Here is an 18,328-nt window from a genome sequence, read left to right on the forward strand (position 1 = left end):
CGTGTCCGACCCGCTCGTCGTCCCGGCTGGGACAACGGCCGCCGACGCGGTGGCCAAGGCAGGCCTGCCGACCTCGGGGCCCAAGGCGGTCGTGGTGGTCCGCGACGCGTCCGGCCGCCTGCGCGACCTCGACTGGCAGCCCGAGCTCGACACCGACGTGACCGCGGTCGCGATCGACGAGCCGGACGGCCTCAACGTGCTGCGCCACTCGACCGCGCACGTGCTGGCCCAGGCCGTACAGGACGTCTTCCCCGAGGCCAAGCTCGGCATCGGCCCGCCGATCGAGAACGGCTTCTACTACGACTTCGACGTGCCCAAGCCGTTCCAGCCGGACGATCTGTCCAAGCTCGAGAAGCGGATGCAGGAGATCGTCAAGGCCGGGCAGACGTTCCGCCGCCGCGAGTACAAGTCGCTCGACGAGGCGAAGTTCGAGCTGGCGAGCGAGCCGTACAAGCTGGAGCTGGTCGATCTCAAGGGCGACGTCGACGCCAACGAGGTGATGGAGGTCGGCCACGGCGAGCTGACCCACTACGACAACGTCGACAAGGACGGCAAGCGCGTCTGGGGCGACCTGTGCCGCGGCCCGCACCTGCCGACCACCCGGCTCATCCCGGCGTTCAAGCTGATGCGGTCGGCCGCCGCCTACTGGCGCGGCAGCGAGAAGAACCCGCAGCTCCAGCGCATCTATGGCACCGCCTGGCCGTCGCGGGACGAGCTCAAGGCGTACCTCAATCGTCTGGCCGAGGCCGAGCGCCGCGATCACCGCAAGCTGGGCACCGAGCTCGACCTCTTCTCCTTCCCGGACGAGATCGGCTCGGGTCTCGTGGTGTTCCACCCGAAGGGTGGGGTGATCAAGCGCGAGATGGAGGACTACGTCCGGGCCCGCCACATCGAGGAGGGCTTCCAGTACGTCGGTTCGCCGCACATCACCAAGGAGGGGCTGTTCCACACCTCCGGGCACCTGCCGTACTACAAGGACACGATGTTCCCCCCGATGGAGCTGGAGGGGGCCAACTACTACCTCAAGGCCATGAACTGCCCGATGCACAACCTGATCTTCAAGGCGCGCGGGCGGTCCTATCGTGAGCTGCCGCTGCGGTTCTTCGAGTTCGGCTCCGTCTACCGCTACGAGAAGTCGGGCGTGGTGCACGGGCTCACCCGGGTGCGGGGCCTGACCCAGGACGACTCGCACTCGTACGTGACCGCTTCGCAAGCGCCGGACGAGATCAAGCACCTGCTCAACTTCGTCCGCTCCCTGCTCGACGACTTCGGCCTGGACGACTACTACCTGGAGTTGTCGACGCGGGACCCGCGCAGCGACAAGTTCATCGGCACGGACGACCAGTGGGCGGTCGCCACCAAGGTGCTCGAGGACGCGGCCACCGAGTCCGGCCTCGAGCTGGTGCTCGACCCGGGCGGCGCGGCCTTCTACGGCCCGAAGATCTCGGTGCAGGCCCGCGACGCGATCGGCCGCACCTGGCAGATGTCGACGATCCAGTACGACTTCAACCAGCCGGCCCGCTTCGGGCTGGAGTACCAGGCCGCCGACGGCACCCGGCAGGAGCCGGTGATGATCCACTCGGCGAAGTTCGGCTCGATCGAGCGGTTCTTCGGCGTGCTGGTCGAGCACTACGCGGGCGCGTTCCCGGCGTGGCTGGCCCCGATCCAGGTGGTCGGCATCCCGATCCGCGACGACCACGCCGAGTACCTGTCGTCCTTCGTCGACCGCCTGCGCCGCGAGGGCATCCGGGCCGAGGTCGACTACGGCGACGACCGCATGCAGAAGAAGATCCGCACCGCGCAGCAGCAGAAGATCCCGTTCATGGCGATCGCCGGCGACGACGACGTCAACGGGGGCACGGTCTCCTTCCGCTACCGGGACGGCTCCCAGCGCAACGGGGTCTCGCTCGACGAGGCGGTCGCCCACGTGGTCGAGATCGTGCGGTCGCGGGTCAACACCGGGCCGTCGGCGGCTTAGGGATACGGGCATACAGCGAGTGCGGCGTCATCGACGGCGCCGCCTCGCTCGCCGTGCTCAGGGTGTCCCGCTGCTCGCGCGTCAGGTCGACGTCGAGCGCGTCGAGGTTGGCGTCCAGCTGCGCCACCGAGGTCGCCCCGATCAGGGTGCCGAGCACGCCCGGGCGGCCGGCCACCCAGGCCAGGGCGACCTGGGCCGGCGTCGCTCCCCGCTCGGCGGCGACGGCGCGCACGGCCTCCAGGGTCCGCCGGTGCCGCTCGGCGAAGGCGACCTCGACCGGCCACCGCGCGCCCGGCGCCAGCCGCCCCTCGCGGCCGACGTCCTTGCCGGTCAGGAAGCCGTTCGCGAGCGGTGACCAGGGCACGACGGCCATGCCCAGGTTGCGGGCCGCGGGCAGGTGCTCCCACTCGGCGCTGCGTTCCACCAGCGAGTACTCCAGCTGGAGCGCCGCGATCGGCTCCCACCCGCGGAACCGGGCCGTGGTCTGCGCCTTGGCCGCCCACCAGGCCGGCACGTTGCTCAGCCCGGCCGCCCGGATCTTCCCGCTCCGCACCAGCGCGTCGAAGGTGGCCAGCACCTCGTCCACGTCGCTGACGCGGTCCCACAGGTGCAGCCAGTAGAGGTCGATGTGGTCGGTGCCGAGCCGGCGCAGCGACGCGTCGAGCGCGGCGAGCATGTGTTTGCGGCCGTTGCCTCCGTTGGCGCCGAACTTGGTGGCGAGCACCAACCGGTCGCGCTCGCCGGACTCCCGGATCAGCTCGCCCAGCAGCTCCTCGCTCGCGCCGCCGCCGTACACGTCCGCGGTGTCCACGAAGTTGCCGCCCCGCTCGAGGTAGCGCCGGAAGATCGCCCGCGACTCGTCCCGCCCGGCGTGCCAGCCGCCGCTGCCGAAGGTCATGGTGCCCAGCCCGAACGGCGAGACGCGCAGCCCGCTCCCGCCGAGCGGGAGGTATTCGATGTCGGTCATGCGCCCCACCGTGCAACCGGGAGTGCACTCCCGGTCAAGCACTCCCGGTCAAGCCGGTGTCATGCTCGGCGGGTGACGGCTCACACCGCGCGGCAGGCGGCCGCGCTCAGCGGATTCAGCCTCGACACCCTGCGCTACTACGAGCGGGCCGGCCTGCTGCCGCCCGTGCACCGCACGACCGGCGGGCGGCGGGTGTTCACCGAGATCGACCTCAAGTGGCTGAGCCTGCTGCGCTGCCTGCGCGACACCGGCATGCCGATCGCCGACATGCTGCGCTTCGTCACGCTGATGAACGGCGGCGCGGGCACCACCGGCGAGCGGGCCGAAGTGCTGATCGAGCATCACCGCCGGGTCGAGGACCAGATCGCGCGGCTGCAGGACCACCTGGCCCAGATCCGCGCGAAGATCGAGGTCTACGAGGGCGGCGAGGCCTGGTCGCCCTCGTCCTGACTTGCCCGCGACCACGCGGTGTGCCGCTCGCGTAGGGCGGCGCCGGTGAGGTCGAGGCGGCCCAGGTCCTGGTAGTTGGGCTCCCATGTCTCGACGCGGTCGCGGGAGCTGTCGAGGGCGTGCCGGTCCCAGTCCGATATATCGCGAACTTTCTGGCCGGCGGCCTCCTCGTAGGCGGCCAGGAACACGTCGGCGACGTCCGGGCCGTGCAGGAGGACCAGGTCCAGGCGGCACCAGCTCACGTCGAAGCCGCGCGGGGCCCGCCGGGCGCCGGGCCAGTCGACCACGCCGGTCAGGCGGTCGCCCTGCCACAGCACGTTGCCGGACCAGTAGTCGTAGTGGGTCAGCACGAGCGGGCCGGGGATGGTGGCGATCGCGCGGAGGCCGTCGAGGCGGTCGAGCGGGGTGGCGTGGACGCGCGCCAGGACCCGCCCGAGTTGGCGGGCGGCCTCGGCGGGGTCGGCCGGGATGATGTCGGCGCGGCCGGGAAGGCGGGCGAGCAGGGTCGCGGGTTCGCCGAACCGGGCGCCGGCGGGGTCGGCGGCGAGCAGGCGGGGGGCGAGGCCGGCCAGGCCGTCCAGGGCGGTGAGGACCATGGCTTCCCGGGCGGCGGCGTCGTCGCCGGGTGGGAAGCGGCGGAGCACCATCTCGCCGGGCGGGTTCGAGGTGCGGATCAGGTGGGTGGCGGCGTGGGTGCCGCCGGCCAGCCGGCGCACGACGCGGGCGGTGGCGCGCGGGCCGGCCCGCTCGGCCGCCCAGGCCAGGGCCGCGGCGGGTGGCGCGTATGGGTGAGCAGAGCTGGGGGTAGGCGGCTCGGCCGGGGAAGCGGGCGCCGGGGAGGACGACGGCACGGTCAGGCGGCGGCCGGGGCGGGCGCAGGCACGCGCGGGACCGACTCGACTCGGGAGATGCGCAGCCAGACGACGAAACCCCAGATCACGAAGCCGGCGTAGACGGCGTAGAGGATCGCCGACGGGTAGTACCCGAAGTGCAGCAGCTCGGGGACGCCGACCAGGTCGACGGCGATCCAGCAGAGCCAGAACTCGACCCAGCCGCGGGCCATCGCGTACGTGGCCAGCATCGAACCCACGAAGATCCAGGAGTCGGCGAGGTAGTACCACCACGGGACCGGGAAGCCGGCGCCGATCGCGCGGAAGACGAAGAAGCACAGGACCACCGCTACCAGGGCGGCGGGCAGGAAGATCGCACGCTGGCGGTGGCTCGCCCAGTGCGGGACGACGGCCGGGCCGTGGGTGCGCGCCTTGTTCCGCTGCCAGCGCCACCAGCCGTACACGCTGGTGATGATGAAGAACACCTGGCGCGAGGCCTGTCCGTAGAGCGGGGTGCCCTGGTCGTTGCCGACCGCCTGGCCCATGAAGACCGTGAAGAGCAGCACGTTCCCGACGATGCCGACCGGCCACGCCCACGCGTTGCGGCGCAGGCCGAACAGCGCCGAACCGAGGCCGAAGGCGTTGCCCACGATCTCCCGGTAGTAGATCGCCTGGCCGGCGGTCACCTGCCACTTCGCGGTGTAGAACGTCGTCAGCAGATGATCGAACCAGGCCACGGCTCATCGTATGACCGCACGCAGCGTGGGGCATAGTGTGACGGTGACCGCCCCCACCTGTCCCGCCGAGACCCGCCTCTACGAGCACGGCCAGGTCATCGCCGAGGACTTCCCGGCCGAGCAGGTGCACGAGAAGCTCGCCCAGCACCCCGAGGCGGTTCTCTGGCTCGACCTCTACCGTCCGAGCGCCACCGATCTGGCCGCGGTGGCCGAGGAGTTCCACCTGCACCCGCTGGCCGTCGAGGACGCCACCCAGCCGCACGAGCGGCCCAAGCTCGACCGCTATCCCGAACACCTTTTCCTCAACGTGTACGCGGTGGACGTGTCCACCGACTCCGACCGGCCCCCGTTCGGCAAGACCGAGATCAGCGCCTTCGTCACCGACCGGGCCCTGATCACGGTGCGCAAGGCGCCCAGCGACACGGCCAAGTTCATCGAGCGGTGGGACGCGGACGCGAAGCTGGTCGAGCAGGGCCGGGTGGCGTTCCTGCTGCACGGGCTGCTCGACGTCGTGGTCGACGGGCAGGTCGCGGCCGGGGAGCAGCTCGACGTGGCGATGGACGGCGTCGAGGATGTGCTGCTCGAGGAGGGCGGGGCGCCCCGCGACGTACGGATGAAGGGAATGCGCCTGCGCAAGACGGTGGCCGCGCTGCGCCGGGCGGTCGCGCCGATGCCCGAGCTGGTGGCCCAGGCCATGCGCAAGGAGCTCGGGCTCGTCGACGATCAGCTGGCGCCCTACTACCGGGACGTCGAGGACCACGCGCGGCACGCCTTCGACCAGGTCGAGCACCTGCGGGAGCGGATCGAGGGGCTGCTCCAGGCCGACCTGGCCGAGCAGGGCAACGTGCTCAACGACATCACCCGCAAGCTCGCCGCCTGGGCCGCCGTGATCGCCGTGCCGACGGCGCTGACCGGCTATTTCGGACAAAACTTGCCCTATCCCGGCTTCGCGCAGCACTGGGGCTACGTGCAGAGCATGGTGCTGATCATCTTCTCGGCCGGCGGCCTCTGGGTGTACCTGCGCCGGCAGCACTGGCTCTGAGCGCGTACGGGCGCCCGCCGCCGGAAAACGTGGCGTAACCTCCCGGGTGATCTAGCCGGGAGGGTGGATGCTGGCACTCGTCTGGGGCGCGGTGCGTACCCGCCGTGCCCAGGTGCTGACGGTGCTGATCCTCACCGCGCTGGCCGCCGCCGTGGCCGCGGCCGGCCCGTGGTTCGCCATCGCGGCCGGCACCCGGGCCGCCGCCGGCGACGTCGCCTCCGCCCCGCCCGGCCAGCGCACGCTGTCGATCCGGAAGATCCTCGACACCGAGGGCGATGCCCGGTCGGCGCTCGACCAGTTCGGCCGCACCGCCGGCGGCCTGCTCAAACTGCCGGCCGGCACCCCGGTGAACGGCATGGTGGTGCCGATGTCGGCCAGCCGTGGCGGCGAGACCCCGCTCATGGCGGCCGCCTACCGCGATGACGTCTGCGCGCACCTGCTCCTGAGCGGACCGTGCCCGCGCGGTGACTTCGAGGCCACCGTCAGCGCGAGCGCGGCCCAGCAGCTCAACCTCGCGCCGGGCGGCGATCTCGTCCTGCGCAACACACCCACCTCCGAGCCGATCAAACTGCACATCGTTTCCACGTACGCGTTGAAGGACCCGGCCGGCACCTACTGGAGCAACCCGCTGTTCACCGCCAACGGTGGCCTCGACCCGGCGTTCACCCCGATCGGCACGTTCCGGATCCGCCAGTTGTGGAACCCGACGGTCACCTTCGACGTGCAGGTGCCCGACCGTTTGCTGCGCGGCGACGACGGCTACGACCTGGCGCAGGTGCTGAGGGTCGCCGACAACGACCTCAATCTCGCCTCGCTGCGGCTGGTCAACTCCTCCGGACCGCTGCTCGGCACGATCGAGCGCGACCGGGACGGCATCACCCGCGGCGTGCTCGTGGCCATGGTCCAGGTGCTGGTGCTGGCCTGGTTCGCGATCGGGCTGGCCGGCCGCTACACGGGACGCGACCGGCACGGCGACGTGGCCCTGCTCAAGCTGCGCGGCAGCACCCGCGGCGCGATGCTGCGCCTGGCCTGGGGCCAGCATCTGGTGCCGCTGGTGATCGGGTCGCTGATCGGGCTGCCGCTGGGCTACCTGCTCGCCCGTGCGCTGGCCGGTCCGATTACCCGCGCCGCCGACCAGCGGACCGCGCTGGTGCTCTCCCTGGGCGCGGTCGCCCTCGTGCTGGCCGGCGGTCTGGCCGTGCTGGCCCTGATCGAGGCCGCCACCCTGCGCCGCCCGGTCGGCGATCTGCTCCGCCAGGTCGGCGCCGGCCGCGGCGACTGGCGGTCGGGCCTGGCCGACATGCTGTTGCTCGCGGTCGCGGTGGCCGCCGTCTATCAGGCCCGCGCCTCGGCGGTCGGGACCGGGCTCGCGCTCGCCGCGCCCGCCCTGGTCGCGCTGGCGGTGGCGCTGCTGCTGGCCCGGCTGCTCGGCCGGATCGCCGACCGCGGCGGCAGCGCGGCCGTGCGCACCGGCCACCTGCGGGTGGGGCTGACCGCCGTGCAGGTGTCCCGCCAGCCCGGCGGCGACCGGGTCTTCGCCCTGATCGTGGTGGCGGTCGCCGTCTTCGCCACTGCCGCCGGCGGCTACGCCGGGGAGCGGGCCGCCCGGTTCGAGCGCAGCGCCGCCGAGCTCGGCGCGGTCCGGGTGCTGAGCGTCCAGGCGCCCAACCGCACCGCGCTGCTGGCCGCCGTGCGTCGCGCCGACCCGAAGGGCGACCAGGCCATGGCGGTCGCCGTCGACACCGCGAGTGATCCGCCCATCCTTGCCGTCGACAGCGGCCGGCTCGCCGCCGTGGCTCGCTGGCGACCCGAGTTCGGGCCGGCCGGGATCCTCGCCGCCGCCACCGCCCGGGGCGACCTGCCCCCGGCCCTGCCCATGATCACCGGGACCGGGCTGACCGTCCGGGTCCGCTATGGCGGCGCCGCGCCGGCCACGCTCTCGCTGATGCTTCAGCACGACACCACCGGCGCGCCGGTGCCGGTGCGGTTCGGTGCGCTCGCCCGGGGGGAGCGGACCGTCACGGCGCCGGTCGCCGGCTGCGCCGAGCCGCCCGGCTGCCGCATCCTGCGCTGGGAGCTGGCCGGGCCGATCGGCCACGACGGCAAGCCCGAGGCGCTGCCGTCCGGCACCGAGGTCGTCGTGCGCGGCCTCGACCAGACCGGCCCGGCCGCCACCGTGCTCGACGCCGGCCTGCTCGGCGACATCGCCCGCTGGCGGCCCGGCACCGACCCCGCCGCCCTCGACGTGACCGCCGGCGGCGGCGCCCTGCACCTGGCCGTCGACGCCAACCGGGCCGGCATCGCCGCCTACCCGGTCGACACCGAGCTGCCGCTGCCGATCGTGCTGGCCGGGCCGGCCCCCGCGACCTGGCAGTTCGGCGCGCCCGTGCTGCACTCGTTCGGCGCCACGCCGACCCCGGTGCGAGTCGTCCGGACCGTGACCGCGCTGCCCGTGCTCGGCCGGGGTGGCATCCTCGCCGACCTCGAGTCGACCCGGCGGATCATCGGCGACGCCACGCCGACCGGCGACCTCCAGGTGTGGCTGGCGCCCGGCGCCCGGCCCGGGATCGTCGCGGCGCTCCTCGGCGCCGGCCTCACGATCAGCGCGGACGAGACAACCGGCGGCCGAGCGGCCCGGCTCGCCGACCAGGCGCCGGCGGTGACGACCGGGTTCGCCCTGATCGCCGGGTCGGTGGGGCTGCTGCTCGCGGCCGCCGCCATCGGGGTCGCCGGTGCGGTCGACCGGCGCACGCGGCTCGAGCATCTCGGGGCGCTGCGGCGGCAGGGGCTCAGCGGCCGGGTCGCGGTCTTCACCGCGTACGCGGGAATCGCCTCTCTGCTCCTGACCGGTCTGATCGGTGGCCTGGCCGCCGCCGCGCTCGCCCGGCCGCTGGCCCGCGTCGCCGTGCCGGCCTTCACCGACGGCTGGGACGTGCTGCCCCGGCCCGGCGCCCTCGGCCCCCTCGCGCTGACCGTCGCCGGCCTGGTCGCGCTCATCGTGCTCGGCGTGACCGGCTGGCTCGCCGTCCGCCCGCTGGTCCGGGAGATCGCCCGATGATCTCCCTCGTCCTCGCCATGGTCTGGACCCGCCGCGGCCAGTCGCTGACGCTCGCCCTGCTCGCACTCTTCGCGGTGGCCGCCGCCGTCGCCTCGCCCGCCTATCTGGCCGCCACCGACCGGGCCGTCGCCGCCGGGCAGATCGCCACCGCCACCACCGCCGAGCGGAGCCTGTCGCTCAGCGCCGTCGAGGACGCCCGCGTCTCCGACGGCGGTCCCCAGTTCACCAACCTCGGCGCCGCCCTGGTCCACCTGCCCGGCTTCGACTACGTCTTCTCCGCGCAGTACCCGGTGATCGGGCTCGAGGCCGACGACGTCATCGCCTCCCCGGTCGTCTTCCGCCAGGACGTCTGCGCCCACCTGCGGATCGTGGCCGGCCGCTGCCTGATCGGCGAGGGTGACGTGGTGATCGGCGCCGAGACCGCCCGCCGGCTGAAGCTTGCCGCCGGCGACCCGCTCACGCTGACCTTCGCGAAGTTCAACAACAACGACGCGAACCCGCTCTATCTGCCCGACGGCGGGCCGAAGCGGCTGACCATCGCGGGCACGTACGCGGTGCCGGCCCCGGACGACGGCTACTGGGGGGAGCACGGCTACTTCACCGCCGTGCCGGGCCGTGGTCCGGGCGAGCCGCTGTTCATCGACCGGCCCACGATGGACGCGACCGACCACGGCTTCACCCAGATGGCGATCGACGGCACCGCCGGGCCCGCCGCGCTCGACATCGACCACCTCGGCGCACTGCGTGACGGGCTGGCCGCGCTCGGCGACTCGGCCTCAAACCTCGGCCCGTCGGTGCAGGTCAACACCGATCTGCCGGAACTGCTCGACCGGATCGACGCCGGCCGGCGGGCGGCCCGGGTACTGGTGCCGGTGCTGGCCGTGCCGCTGGTGCTCCTGTCCTGCTTCAGCATCTTCCTGGCGGTCAGCTACGGCGCGCAGGGCCGGCAGCCGGAGCTGGCCCTGGTCGCGCTGCGGGGGAGCCGCTGGTGGACCAGGTGGTGGCTGGCGACGGGCGAGAGCCTGGCGGCCATCCTGGCCGGGGCGGTGGCCGGGTGCATAGCCGGGCAGTTGCTCGTCGACGCGGTGGCGGCGGCCCGCTTTCCGGCGGCCGGCGCGGCGGCCGGGTGGGGGTCACTCCGCTTTGCCCCGTACGCCACCGTGGCCGCGCTCGCCGCCGCCGCGCTGGCCCAGCGCCGGCAGTTGGTGAGCCCGGTCGCGACCCTGCTGCGGCGCAACCCGGCCCCGGTCAACGGACCGCGCGCGTTCGCGGTCGAGGCGGTCGTCGTGCTGCTGGCCGTCGTCAGCGGCGTTCAGCTGGCGCTCTCCGGCGGCAAGCTCACCGGGCTGGGCCTGCTCGCGCCCGCGTTCCTGGTGCTGGCCCTGGCTCTGCTCGTCGCCCGCGCGCTGGTGCCGGCCGTCACCTCGTACGCCGCCCGGTCGCTCGGCGCCGGCCGCCTCGGCCCGGCCCTCGCCGCCTTCCAGCTCTCCCGGCGGCCCGGCGCCCAGCGCCTCTTCGCGCTTCTGGTCGCGACCGTGGCGGTGGCCGGCTACGCGGCCTGCGCGATCGACGTGGCCGCCCGCGGCCGGGACGTGCAGGCGGGGCTCGGCATCGGCGCCGACCGGGTACTGACCGTTCAGCCGGTCTACCGCAGTCAGCTGCTCAACGCCGTGCGCCGGATCGACCCGGACGGTCGCTTCGCGATGGCCGCGGTCCGGCTGCCCAGCTCGGCCGCCGACGAGTCGCTCGGCCTGGCCGTGGACTCCCCGCGCCTGGCCGCGGTGGCCACCTGGCCCGGCGGCGGCCCACCGGCCTCGTCGGTGGCCGCCGCGCTGCACCCGGCCGCCGGCGAACCGGTCGTGCTCGCCGGGCAGGACGTGACGGTCGACGCCACCACCACCGGCGTGACCAAGGGGCGGGAGCTGCGCCTGACGCTGGCGGTGTCGTCGCTGACCGGGCTCGGCGACGCCCGGGTCGGCCTCGGCGAGCTGCACCCGGGGCGCTTCACCTACCAGCAGCGGGTTCCGGCCTGCCGGGACGGCTGCCGGCTGAACGGGATCCAGGTGACCGTGGCCGCCTCCGTGTCCGGCGTGACCGGGCGGGTGGCCATCAACTCGCTCGCCGACCTCGAGAGCGCCGGTCGGTGGCGGGGCGATGGGCTGGTCGTCGACGCGACCGCCCCCGGCGGCCTTCCCGACGGCATCTGGCTCCGGCCGGACGACGCGCCCACGCCGCTGCCCGCCGTCTATTCGGGCGCGCCGCCGCCGATCGACTCGGTGACCGGCCTCGACGGCAAGCCGATGCGGGTGCGCCTCGCCGGCCATGTCCCGGCCGTCCCGCGGCTGGGGGAGGACGCGATCCTGGTCGACCTCGACTACGCCGACCGGCTCTCCGCCGACACGACGCCGGCGCTCGGCCCGCAGGTGTGGCTGAACCCGCTCGCGCCCTCCGACATTCTCGAGAGGGTGGCCGCGCAGGGCCTCACGGTCGTCGACGACACCCGCTCGTCCCAGGTTCGCCGCCAGCTGGGCGAGCAGGGCCCGGCGCTGTCGGTCTGGTTCTACGTGCTGGCCGGCGGCCTGTCGGTGCTGCTCGGGACGGCCGCGCTGGTGCTGGCCGCGGCGGTCGACCGGGCCCGGCGGGTCGAGGACCTCTCGGCGCTGCGGACCCAGGGCGTTCCCCGTACGGTGGCCGGCCGCGCGACCCTGTGGACCTATCCGGCCCTGGTCGCGATCGCCGCGGTCGCCGGCTTCCTGGTCGCGATGGTCGCCTGGGCGCTGACCGGGTGGGCGCTCCCGCTCGCCGGCCTCGACCCGCCGGCCCTCCCGTTGCCCGGGTGGCCCGGCCCGCTTACCGTCCTGGGCACCGCGGCCGCGGTGTTCGTGGTGCTGGTCGCCGTCGCCGTCGCCACCGGTCGTGACCTGCACCGCCGCATCCCATGAGTCGCCGCTTTTCGAGGAGAGATACGTGAAGACGCTGACCGTCGACGCCGCCGACCTGGCCTGGAACGGGGATCGGCCGGTGCTCACCGCCGTCTCGTTGACGGCCCGCCCCGGCGAGATCCTGGCCGTCACCGGAACGTCGGGCGCGGGGAAGACCACGCTGCTCAGCGCCATGGCCGGGCTGCTGCGGCCGGTCGCCGGGCGGGTGCTGGTCGACGCGGAGCAGCTGGCCGACCGCGATCAGGCGGTGTCGCTGGGCGTGGTGCTGATCCCGCAGGACAACGGGCTGGCCGCGATCCTGACCGCGGCCGAGAACATCTCGGTGGCGGTGATCGCGACCGGGGGCACGCCGGCCGAGGCGCGCCGCCGGACCGCGGAGTCGCTCGAACCGCTCGGGCTCTCCGGGCAGGCCAACCAGCTGATCGAGGAGCTGTCCGGCGGCCAGCAGCAGCGGACGGCCATCGCCCGGGGCCTGGCGCTGCAGGGTGACGTCCTGCTGGCCGACGAGATCACCAGCGAGCTCGACGCGGCCAACCGCCAGCGGGTCATCGAGCTGCTCAAGGCCGAGGCGGCCCGGGGCGCGGCGGTCGTCTTCGCCACCCACGACCCGGAGGCGGCGGCGGCCTGCGACCGCGAGCTGCACCTCGCCGACGGCGAGGCGATCTGGGCGCGGCCCTAGGCGGCGTGGTCGGTGCCGCCCGGGACGAGGGTCACCTCGCCGTCGATGTGCTGGACCGTGAAGAGCGTGCCGGGCGGGTAGCTGCCCAGCACCTCGGGCGGCAGCTGCACCGTGCCGTCGCCGGCGACCACGGCGAAGTCCTGGCCGTCGCGGCCCTCGGCGCCGACCCGGCCGTCGCGGATCGTCACGGCGCGGCCCAGCCGGGCGCCGACCTCGTTGTCGTGGGTGACGACGACGATCGTGGTCTGGCGCTCGGCGTTCACCGTCTCCATCGCGGCCAGCACCTCGTCGCGGCCGGCGGTGTCGAGGCGGCTCGTCGGCTCGTCGACCAGCAGCAGGCCCGGGCCGGTGGCGATGCCCACGGCGAGGGCGGCGCGCTGGCGGCCGCCGGGGGTGAGGTCGTTGAGGCGCTGACGGCCCTGACCCGGCAGCCCGACCAGGTCGAGGATGCGATCGGGGTCGTCGAGCTTGATGCCGCGGGTGTGCGCCGCGCGGCGCTGTGCCAGCCAGATGTTGCGGTGCAGGGAGGCGTACGGCAGAAGGTTGCGCGAGGCGCCCTGCAGGACTACGCCGATCTCGGTGCCGCGCAGCCGCGAGACCTCGCCGTCGGAAAGCTTGCCCATGTCGTACGTGCCGATGTTGATCCGGCCCGCGGACGGCCGCATGAGGCCCGCCAGCAGGGCGATCAGCGTGGATTTGCCGGAGCCGGAGGGGCCGACCAGCGCGATGGTCTCGCCCGGCGCGATGGAGAGGTCGACGCCCGCGAGCGCGACCACGTCGCCGGCCTCGGCCCGATAGATGTGCACGACCCGGCGGCACGCCACGGCAAGTCCGTTCATGCGCTCACGCTAGCGAAGATCCGGCCAGTGTGACGACCCATGGCCGGGCCCGAACTTCCAGCACACCGCCGGTCACCGACCGGTCGCGCGGCTGGGGGTCGTAAACGATCCCGGCCGCCGCCGCGGCGTACCCAAAGGTCGCTCGTAAGTGTCCGGCCGCGGCCTCTTAGGGTGGGTGCCGTGCGCGACATCGCCGTATTCTCCGGATCTGCCCATCCCGAGCTCGCCGCCGAGATCTGCCTGCATCTGGGCGTGCCGCTGTTGCCCACCCGGACATCCCGTTTCGCCAACGACTGCATCGAGGTGCAGCTGCAGGGGAACTGCCGGGAGCGGGACGTGTTCCTCATCCAGCCGCTGGTCCCACCCGTACAGGAAAATCTGGTCGAGCTTCTCTTCATGCTGGACGCCGCCCGGGGCGCGAGCGCCGGACGGATCACGGTCGTGCTGCCGCATTACGCGTACGCCCGCTCGGACAAGAAGGATGCCCCGCGCATCTCCATCGGAGGCCGCTTGGTGGCCGACCTGCTGACCACGGCCGGCGCCGATCGCGTCCTGGCCATGACCCTGCACTCGCCCCAGGTGCACGGCTTCTTCAGCATCCCGGTCGACCATCTGCACGCCCTGCGCGAGCTGGCCCACCACTTCCGCGGGTACGACCTGTCGAACACCGTCGTGGTGTCGCCCGACCTCGGCAACGCCAAGGAGGCGGCCGCCTTCGCCCGCTTGCTCGGCGTGGAGGTCGCGGCCGGCGCCAAGCAGCGCTTCGCCGACGACAAGGTCGTGATCAGCACGGTGATCGGCGACGTGACCGACCGGGACGTGATCGTGCTGGACGACGAGATCGCCAAGGGCAGCACGGTGTTCGAGCTCCTGGCCCGCCTGCGCGAGCGCAACGTCCGGAGCGTGCGGGTGGCCTGCACGCACGGGCTGTTCGCGGCGGACGCGGTGCGGCGGCTCTCCGACGAGAAGGAGATAGAGGAGATCGTCTGCACCAACACGGTGCCGATCCCGCGGAAGAACCACACCGAGAAGCTGACGATCCTCTCGGTGGCGCCGGCGCTGGCCGAGGCGATGCGCCGGATCCACAACGGGGAGTCGGTCAGCGCGCTGTTCGCCTGACCCATGCGTGCACGGGTGAGCGGGGGACGGGGAGGGCGTCCCGACCCCCGCTCTCAGTCCGTTGCGGACGGATGTGTCTCTAGGAACCGGTGTCACGCGAAGATGCTGCGGGGCCTCCCTTCATCTATGGGGGTTAATGTTGGGAGCGCTCCCAAAGGACTCTAGCCGGATGGCCCGGCGTTGAGAAGAGAGAGCGTCCTCAGGTCGTGGCGGTGCAGGTCGCGGTCGGTGTCGTGGCCGTGCCCGAACCGAGGAAGCCGAACGTGGCGCTGCCTCCCGCGGCGAGCGCGCCGTTGTAGCTGACATTGGTCGCGGTCTGCACGTTCCCGCTGACGCTCGAGGTGGCGTTCCACGTCTGCTGGATGGCCGGCGCACTGGGATACGTCAGGCGTACCGTCCAACTCTTGATCGCCGAAGCGCCGGCCGTGACCGTCACGCCCGCCTGGTAGCCGCCATTCCAGGTGCTGCTCAGCGCGTAGGTCGCCGTGCAGGAGCCGTTACCGGCCGGCGGCGTGGTGGGCGGCGTGGTGGGCGGCGTGGTGGGCGTCGTCGTCGGTGGTGTGGTCGTAGGGGGTGGTGTCGTGGGCTGCGTCGTCGGGGGCGTGCTTCCGCCGCCGCCGCCGCCGAAGTCGATGTCGCTGCACCAGTAGTACGACTGATCCAGGTGGCTGGCCTGCCAGATCGTGTAGACCATGGCCCGCCCGGTACGCCCGGAGAGCGCCACCGGGATGTTGAGCTGCACGCCGCCGGTGACCGGCGTCCACTGCGCCGCCGGCGTGTTCCCGACGACCGCGACCCGGGTCAGGTCCGACCACTTCAGGGCGGTCGTCACCGGGTTGAAGCCGGGATTGGTGACGTAGACCCAGAGATAGTCCGCGCCGTGCAGCGCCTGGTCGAAGACCTGGACCGTGAAGTTGTTGCCGACCGTGGTCGCCCTCCAGTCACCGACCACGTCCAGCGCGTTGTAGCGACCACTCTGCGTGTGGCCGGCGCTGCACAGCTGACCGTCCGGGATCACGCCCTGGTGGTTGCCGGCGACCTGCTCGCGGAACAGGCCGTTCCAGTTCCACATCGCGTTCGGGTCGGCCTGCCACGCCTGCCAGCACATCGGGTCGAGGGTGGCCATGGTCGGGTCCTGGAACTTGTCGCCCCAGCGCTGCCAGCACCCGTAGTTGCGGGAGGCCGGGCTGATCACGTTGCCGTGTGCCTGCGCGGGGCCGGACGAGAGGCCTACCACCGAAAGGGTGGCGACGAGGGCGCCGACGACGGCGCTTATGAACAGACGTTTCATCTTCATGAGGGCTCAGTGCTCCGCGGGTGATCTCGTTTCGAACGGGGAAAGGTGGCGAAGGCTGCCCTCGGCCTTCGCCGGCGCGTGACCCGGCGGTGCGCCAACCATCCCCGTTGAATAGACATCTGTCAATGATGAACAAGGTGTGAAGCGGGTACGGGGAGGCGGGAGCGACCGGTGATGCGGAAGAATGCCGGAGCGTCGTGGCACTGGGGCCGCGGCCGAGAAGCTGCTCGGGAGGTCGGGGGATGCCGGAGCGTGACGCCGCGGAGCTGCTCCGTGGCGCGAAACGGGTGGTCGTCTTCACCGGGGCGGGCATGTCGGCCGAGTCCGGCGTTCCCACCTTCCGGGACGCGTTGACCGGCCTGTGGTCGCGGTTCGACGCCAAGGCGCTGGCCACCCCCGAGGCGTACCGGGCCGACCCGGCGCTGGTCTGGGGCTGGTACGAGTGGCGCCGCGCCGAGATCGAGCGGGTGCGCCCCAACGCCGGTCACGACGCGGTCGCCGCGATCGAGGCGCACGTCGCGGAGACGGTTCTGATCACGCAGAACGTCGACGATCTGCACGAGCGGGCGGGGTCCTCGTCGCCGATCCACCTGCACGGCAGCCTGTTCGCGCCGCGATGTTCTTCTTGCGGGATAAACGCCGACCTTCCGCCCAAGCCCGACAAATCGGGCAAGGTGGAGCCGCCGCGGTGCCGTGCCTGCGGCGAACGCATCCGCCCGGGCGTCGTCTGGTTCGGCGAAAACCTTCCGTCGGCCGCCCTCTCCGCCGCCACCGAGGCCGTCTTCGGTTGCGACCTGCTCTTCACCATCGGCACGTCCGGCCTGGTCTACCCGGCCGCCGAGATTCCGTACGTGGCCGCCCGCTCGGGCGCGACGGTGGTGCAGATCAACCCGGAGCCGACCGCCCTCGACGCGGTCGCCGACGTCAACCTGCGCGGGACGGCCGCCGAGATCCTTCCCGACCTCGTGAAACGGGCGTGGCCACGATGAGCCTGACCACCGACCGGCTGATCCTGCGCCAGTGGCAGGCCGAGGACCGCGAACCGTTCGCCGAGCTCAACGCCGACCCGATCGTCATGCGGCACTTCCCGTCGACGCTCGCCCGCGACGTCAGCGACTCCTTCGCCGACCGCATCGAGGCCGGCATCATCGAGCGCGGCTGGGGCCTCTGGGCGGTCGAGATCAAGAGCTCCGGCGCCTTCGCCGGCTTCGTCGGCCTCCAGCCGCTGAACCCCGGGCTTCCGTTCGCGCCGGGCGTCGAGATCGGGTGGCGGCTGGGCGCGTCCTTCCACCGGCAGGGGTACGCGACGGAGGGCGCCCGCCGAGCGGTGCTCTACGCCTTCGAGACGCTGGGCCTCCCCGAGATCGTCTCCTTCACCACGACGCGGAACACCGAGTCCCGCCACGTCATGGAGAAGCTCGGCATGACCCACGACCCGGCCGAGGATTTCGATCATCCTGGGGTCCCGGCCGACTGGCCGGAGCGGCGGCACGTTCTGTACCGCCTGTCTCCGCCTCCCACCTAGACCAAAGTCGCTGCCACTCGTCGACCTTTGGCCGTCGAGGTGGATCTCCCCGCGGGCATAGCGTCGGCGCATGGTTCTGATAGCGCACGTCAGCGACGTTCATGTCGACGCGGGTGACCGCAGCGCCGACCGCACCGGCCGGGTCTTCCGCTACCTGGCGGGCCTGCCGTCCCCGCCCGACGCGGTGATCGTGACCGGCGATCTGGCCGACCACGGCGCCGAGGCGGAGTACGAGCGGCTCCGCGGCCTGGTCGAGCTCTCCTGCCCGGTGCTGTGGTGCCCGGGCAACCACGATTCCCGCGCGCCCTACCGCAAGGCGCTGCTCGACGAGGAGCCCGGCGACCAACCCATCAACCGGGCGTACGAGATAGCCGGCACCCTGATCCTGATGTGCGACTCGAGCATCCCGGGGCGCAACGAGGGCCTGCTCGCCGACGAGACGCTGGAGTGGATCGGCGCGACCCTGGCCGGCCGCCCCGAGCTGCCCGCCCTGGTCTGCTTCCACCATCCGCCGGTAACGCTGGGCATCCCGTTCGTCGACGGCATCCGGCAGTTCGGCGCCGAGCGGCTGGCCGCCGTGGTCCGGCAGCACCCCCAGGTGGTGGCCCTGCTCTGCGGGCACGCACACACCCCGGCCGTCACGACGTTCGCCGGCCGGCCGCTCCTGGCCGCCCCCGGCGTGGTCTCGACGTCGACGCTGCCGTTCGAGGGGGACGGGCTGATCGACCCCGGGTTGCCGCCGATGATCGCGTTTCATCTGCTCGGCGACGACCGCCGCATCACCACCCACTACCGCGTCATCCTCTGAACAACGGTTGCAAACCTGGCGAACCGGCCGCACGCACCCCACTGGACACGGATCATG

General features: G+C 72.9%; 15 protein-coding genes. 10 read left to right on the forward strand and 5 right to left on the reverse strand.

All coding sequences use genetic code 11. From position 1 onward, the window contains the following. Window position 1: 1 nt before the first annotated feature. The gene (gene thrS / locus ACZ6TB_RS12930) at window positions 2–1,978 is read left to right on the forward strand and encodes a threonine--tRNA ligase (RefSeq protein WP_465553781.1); all 1,977 of its coding nucleotides are present in this window, start codon (window positions 2–4) and stop codon (window positions 1,976–1,978) included. Here thrS and ACZ6TB_RS12935 read toward each other — a convergent pair. Beyond that, window positions 1,953–2,945 (reverse strand): aldo/keto reductase, encoded by a 993-nt coding sequence (locus tag ACZ6TB_RS12935; RefSeq protein WP_465553783.1) that lies wholly within the window; start codon window positions 2,943–2,945, stop codon window positions 1,953–1,955. The genes thrS and ACZ6TB_RS12935 overlap by 26 nt on opposite strands. Before the next feature lie 72 nt (window positions 2,946–3,017). Between ACZ6TB_RS12935 and ACZ6TB_RS12940 the strand changes: the two genes are divergently transcribed. Beyond that, window positions 3,018–3,395, forward strand: a complete 378-nt coding sequence (locus tag ACZ6TB_RS12940) for a MerR family transcriptional regulator (protein WP_465553785.1) — start codon at window positions 3,018–3,020, stop codon at window positions 3,393–3,395. Here the strand turns inward: ACZ6TB_RS12940 and ACZ6TB_RS12945 are convergent. Beyond that, the gene (locus ACZ6TB_RS12945) at window positions 3,359–4,246 is read right to left on the reverse strand and encodes a phosphotransferase family protein (RefSeq protein WP_465553787.1); all 888 of its coding nucleotides are present in this window, start codon (window positions 4,244–4,246) and stop codon (window positions 3,359–3,361) included. The two genes, ACZ6TB_RS12940 and ACZ6TB_RS12945, sit on opposite strands and share 37 nt — an antisense overlap. Window positions 4,247–4,248: 2 nt before the next feature. Next, window positions 4,249–4,962: a nicotinamide mononucleotide transporter family protein gene (locus tag ACZ6TB_RS12950; RefSeq protein ID WP_465553789.1), complete on the reverse strand. Its 714-nt coding sequence runs from the start codon at window positions 4,960–4,962 to the stop codon at window positions 4,249–4,251. A 43-nt stretch (window positions 4,963–5,005) separates the two neighbouring features. Between ACZ6TB_RS12950 and ACZ6TB_RS12955 the strand changes: the two genes are divergently transcribed. From ACZ6TB_RS12955 to ACZ6TB_RS12970, 4 genes are all read left to right on the forward strand, one after another. After that, window positions 5,006–6,004: a magnesium transporter CorA family protein gene (locus ACZ6TB_RS12955; RefSeq protein WP_465553791.1), complete on the forward strand. Its 999-nt coding sequence runs from the start codon at window positions 5,006–5,008 to the stop codon at window positions 6,002–6,004. A 67-nt stretch (window positions 6,005–6,071) separates the two neighbouring features. Further along, window positions 6,072–9,062, forward strand: a complete 2,991-nt coding sequence (locus tag ACZ6TB_RS12960; protein ID WP_465553793.1) for an FtsX-like permease family protein — start codon at window positions 6,072–6,074, stop codon at window positions 9,060–9,062. After that, window positions 9,059–12,004 (forward strand): ABC transporter permease family protein, encoded by a 2,946-nt coding sequence (locus ACZ6TB_RS12965; RefSeq protein ID WP_465553795.1) that lies wholly within the window; start codon window positions 9,059–9,061, stop codon window positions 12,002–12,004. The genes ACZ6TB_RS12960 and ACZ6TB_RS12965 overlap by 4 nt, the downstream gene beginning before the upstream one ends. Before the next feature lie 25 nt (window positions 12,005–12,029). Further along, window positions 12,030–12,683, forward strand: a complete 654-nt coding sequence (locus ACZ6TB_RS12970) for an ABC transporter ATP-binding protein (RefSeq protein ID WP_465553797.1) — start codon at window positions 12,030–12,032, stop codon at window positions 12,681–12,683. Here the strand turns inward: ACZ6TB_RS12970 and ACZ6TB_RS12975 are convergent. Then, window positions 12,680–13,522 carry an ABC transporter ATP-binding protein gene (locus tag ACZ6TB_RS12975; RefSeq protein ID WP_465553800.1) on the reverse strand — a complete coding sequence of 281 codons (843 nt, stop codon included), beginning with the start codon at window positions 13,520–13,522 and terminating at the stop codon, window positions 12,680–12,682. The two genes, ACZ6TB_RS12970 and ACZ6TB_RS12975, sit on opposite strands and share 4 nt — an antisense overlap. A gap of 180 nt (window positions 13,523–13,702) precedes the next feature. Between ACZ6TB_RS12975 and ACZ6TB_RS12980 the strand changes: the two genes are divergently transcribed. Next, window positions 13,703–14,641: a ribose-phosphate diphosphokinase gene (locus ACZ6TB_RS12980; RefSeq protein WP_465553802.1), complete on the forward strand. Its 939-nt coding sequence runs from the start codon at window positions 13,703–13,705 to the stop codon at window positions 14,639–14,641. Between the two features lie 199 nt (window positions 14,642–14,840). Here ACZ6TB_RS12980 and ACZ6TB_RS12985 read toward each other — a convergent pair whose 3' ends face one another. Next, complete coding sequence (locus tag ACZ6TB_RS12985) at window positions 14,841–15,938, reverse strand: lytic polysaccharide monooxygenase auxiliary activity family 9 protein (RefSeq protein ID WP_465553804.1); 1,098 nt, start codon at window positions 15,936–15,938, stop codon at window positions 14,841–14,843. Between the two features lie 242 nt (window positions 15,939–16,180). On the opposite strand from ACZ6TB_RS12985, the gene ACZ6TB_RS12990 reads away from it, so the two are divergent. The 3 genes from ACZ6TB_RS12990 to ACZ6TB_RS13000 all read left to right on the forward strand — a co-directional run bounded on the left by ACZ6TB_RS12990 (window position 16,181) and on the right by ACZ6TB_RS13000 (window position 18,271). After that, complete coding sequence (locus tag ACZ6TB_RS12990) at window positions 16,181–16,927, forward strand: SIR2 family NAD-dependent protein deacylase (RefSeq protein ID WP_465553805.1); 747 nt, start codon at window positions 16,181–16,183, stop codon at window positions 16,925–16,927. Next, window positions 16,924–17,463, forward strand: a complete 540-nt coding sequence (locus ACZ6TB_RS12995; RefSeq protein ID WP_465553807.1) for a GNAT family N-acetyltransferase — start codon at window positions 16,924–16,926, stop codon at window positions 17,461–17,463. Before ACZ6TB_RS12990 ends, ACZ6TB_RS12995 begins: the two co-directional genes overlap by 4 nt. A gap of 70 nt (window positions 17,464–17,533) precedes the next feature. Beyond that, window positions 17,534–18,271 (forward strand): phosphodiesterase, encoded by a 738-nt coding sequence (locus tag ACZ6TB_RS13000; RefSeq protein WP_465553809.1) that lies wholly within the window; start codon window positions 17,534–17,536, stop codon window positions 18,269–18,271. Window positions 18,272–18,328: the final 57 nt, after the last annotated feature.

It is taken from the genome of Actinoplanes sp. NPDC051537 (assembly GCF_055586105.1).

Excerpts from the sequence above, each read along its gene's own strand:
- ACZ6TB_RS12960 (WP_465553793.1), top strand. The coding sequence starts at position 6,072 with ATGCTGGCACTCGTCTGGGGCGCGGTGCGTACCCGCCGTGCCCAGGTG.
- ACZ6TB_RS12965 (WP_465553795.1), top strand. The coding sequence starts at position 9,059 with ATGATCTCCCTCGTCCTCGCCATGGTCTGGACCCGCCGCGGCCAGTCG.
- ACZ6TB_RS12975 (WP_465553800.1), bottom strand. The coding sequence starts at position 13,522 with ATGAACGGACTTGCCGTGGCGTGCCGCCGGGTCGTGCACATCTATCGG.
- ACZ6TB_RS12995 (WP_465553807.1), top strand. The coding sequence starts at position 16,924 with ATGAGCCTGACCACCGACCGGCTGATCCTGCGCCAGTGGCAGGCCGAG.
- ACZ6TB_RS12985 (WP_465553804.1), bottom strand. The coding sequence starts at position 15,938 with ATGAAGATGAAACGTCTGTTCATAAGCGCCGTCGTCGGCGCCCTCGTC.
- ACZ6TB_RS12990 (WP_465553805.1), top strand. The coding sequence starts at position 16,181 with ATGCCGGAGCGTGACGCCGCGGAGCTGCTCCGTGGCGCGAAACGGGTG.
- ACZ6TB_RS12935 (WP_465553783.1), bottom strand. The coding sequence starts at position 2,945 with ATGACCGACATCGAATACCTCCCGCTCGGCGGGAGCGGGCTGCGCGTC.
- ACZ6TB_RS13000 (WP_465553809.1), top strand. The coding sequence starts at position 17,534 with ATGGTTCTGATAGCGCACGTCAGCGACGTTCATGTCGACGCGGGTGAC.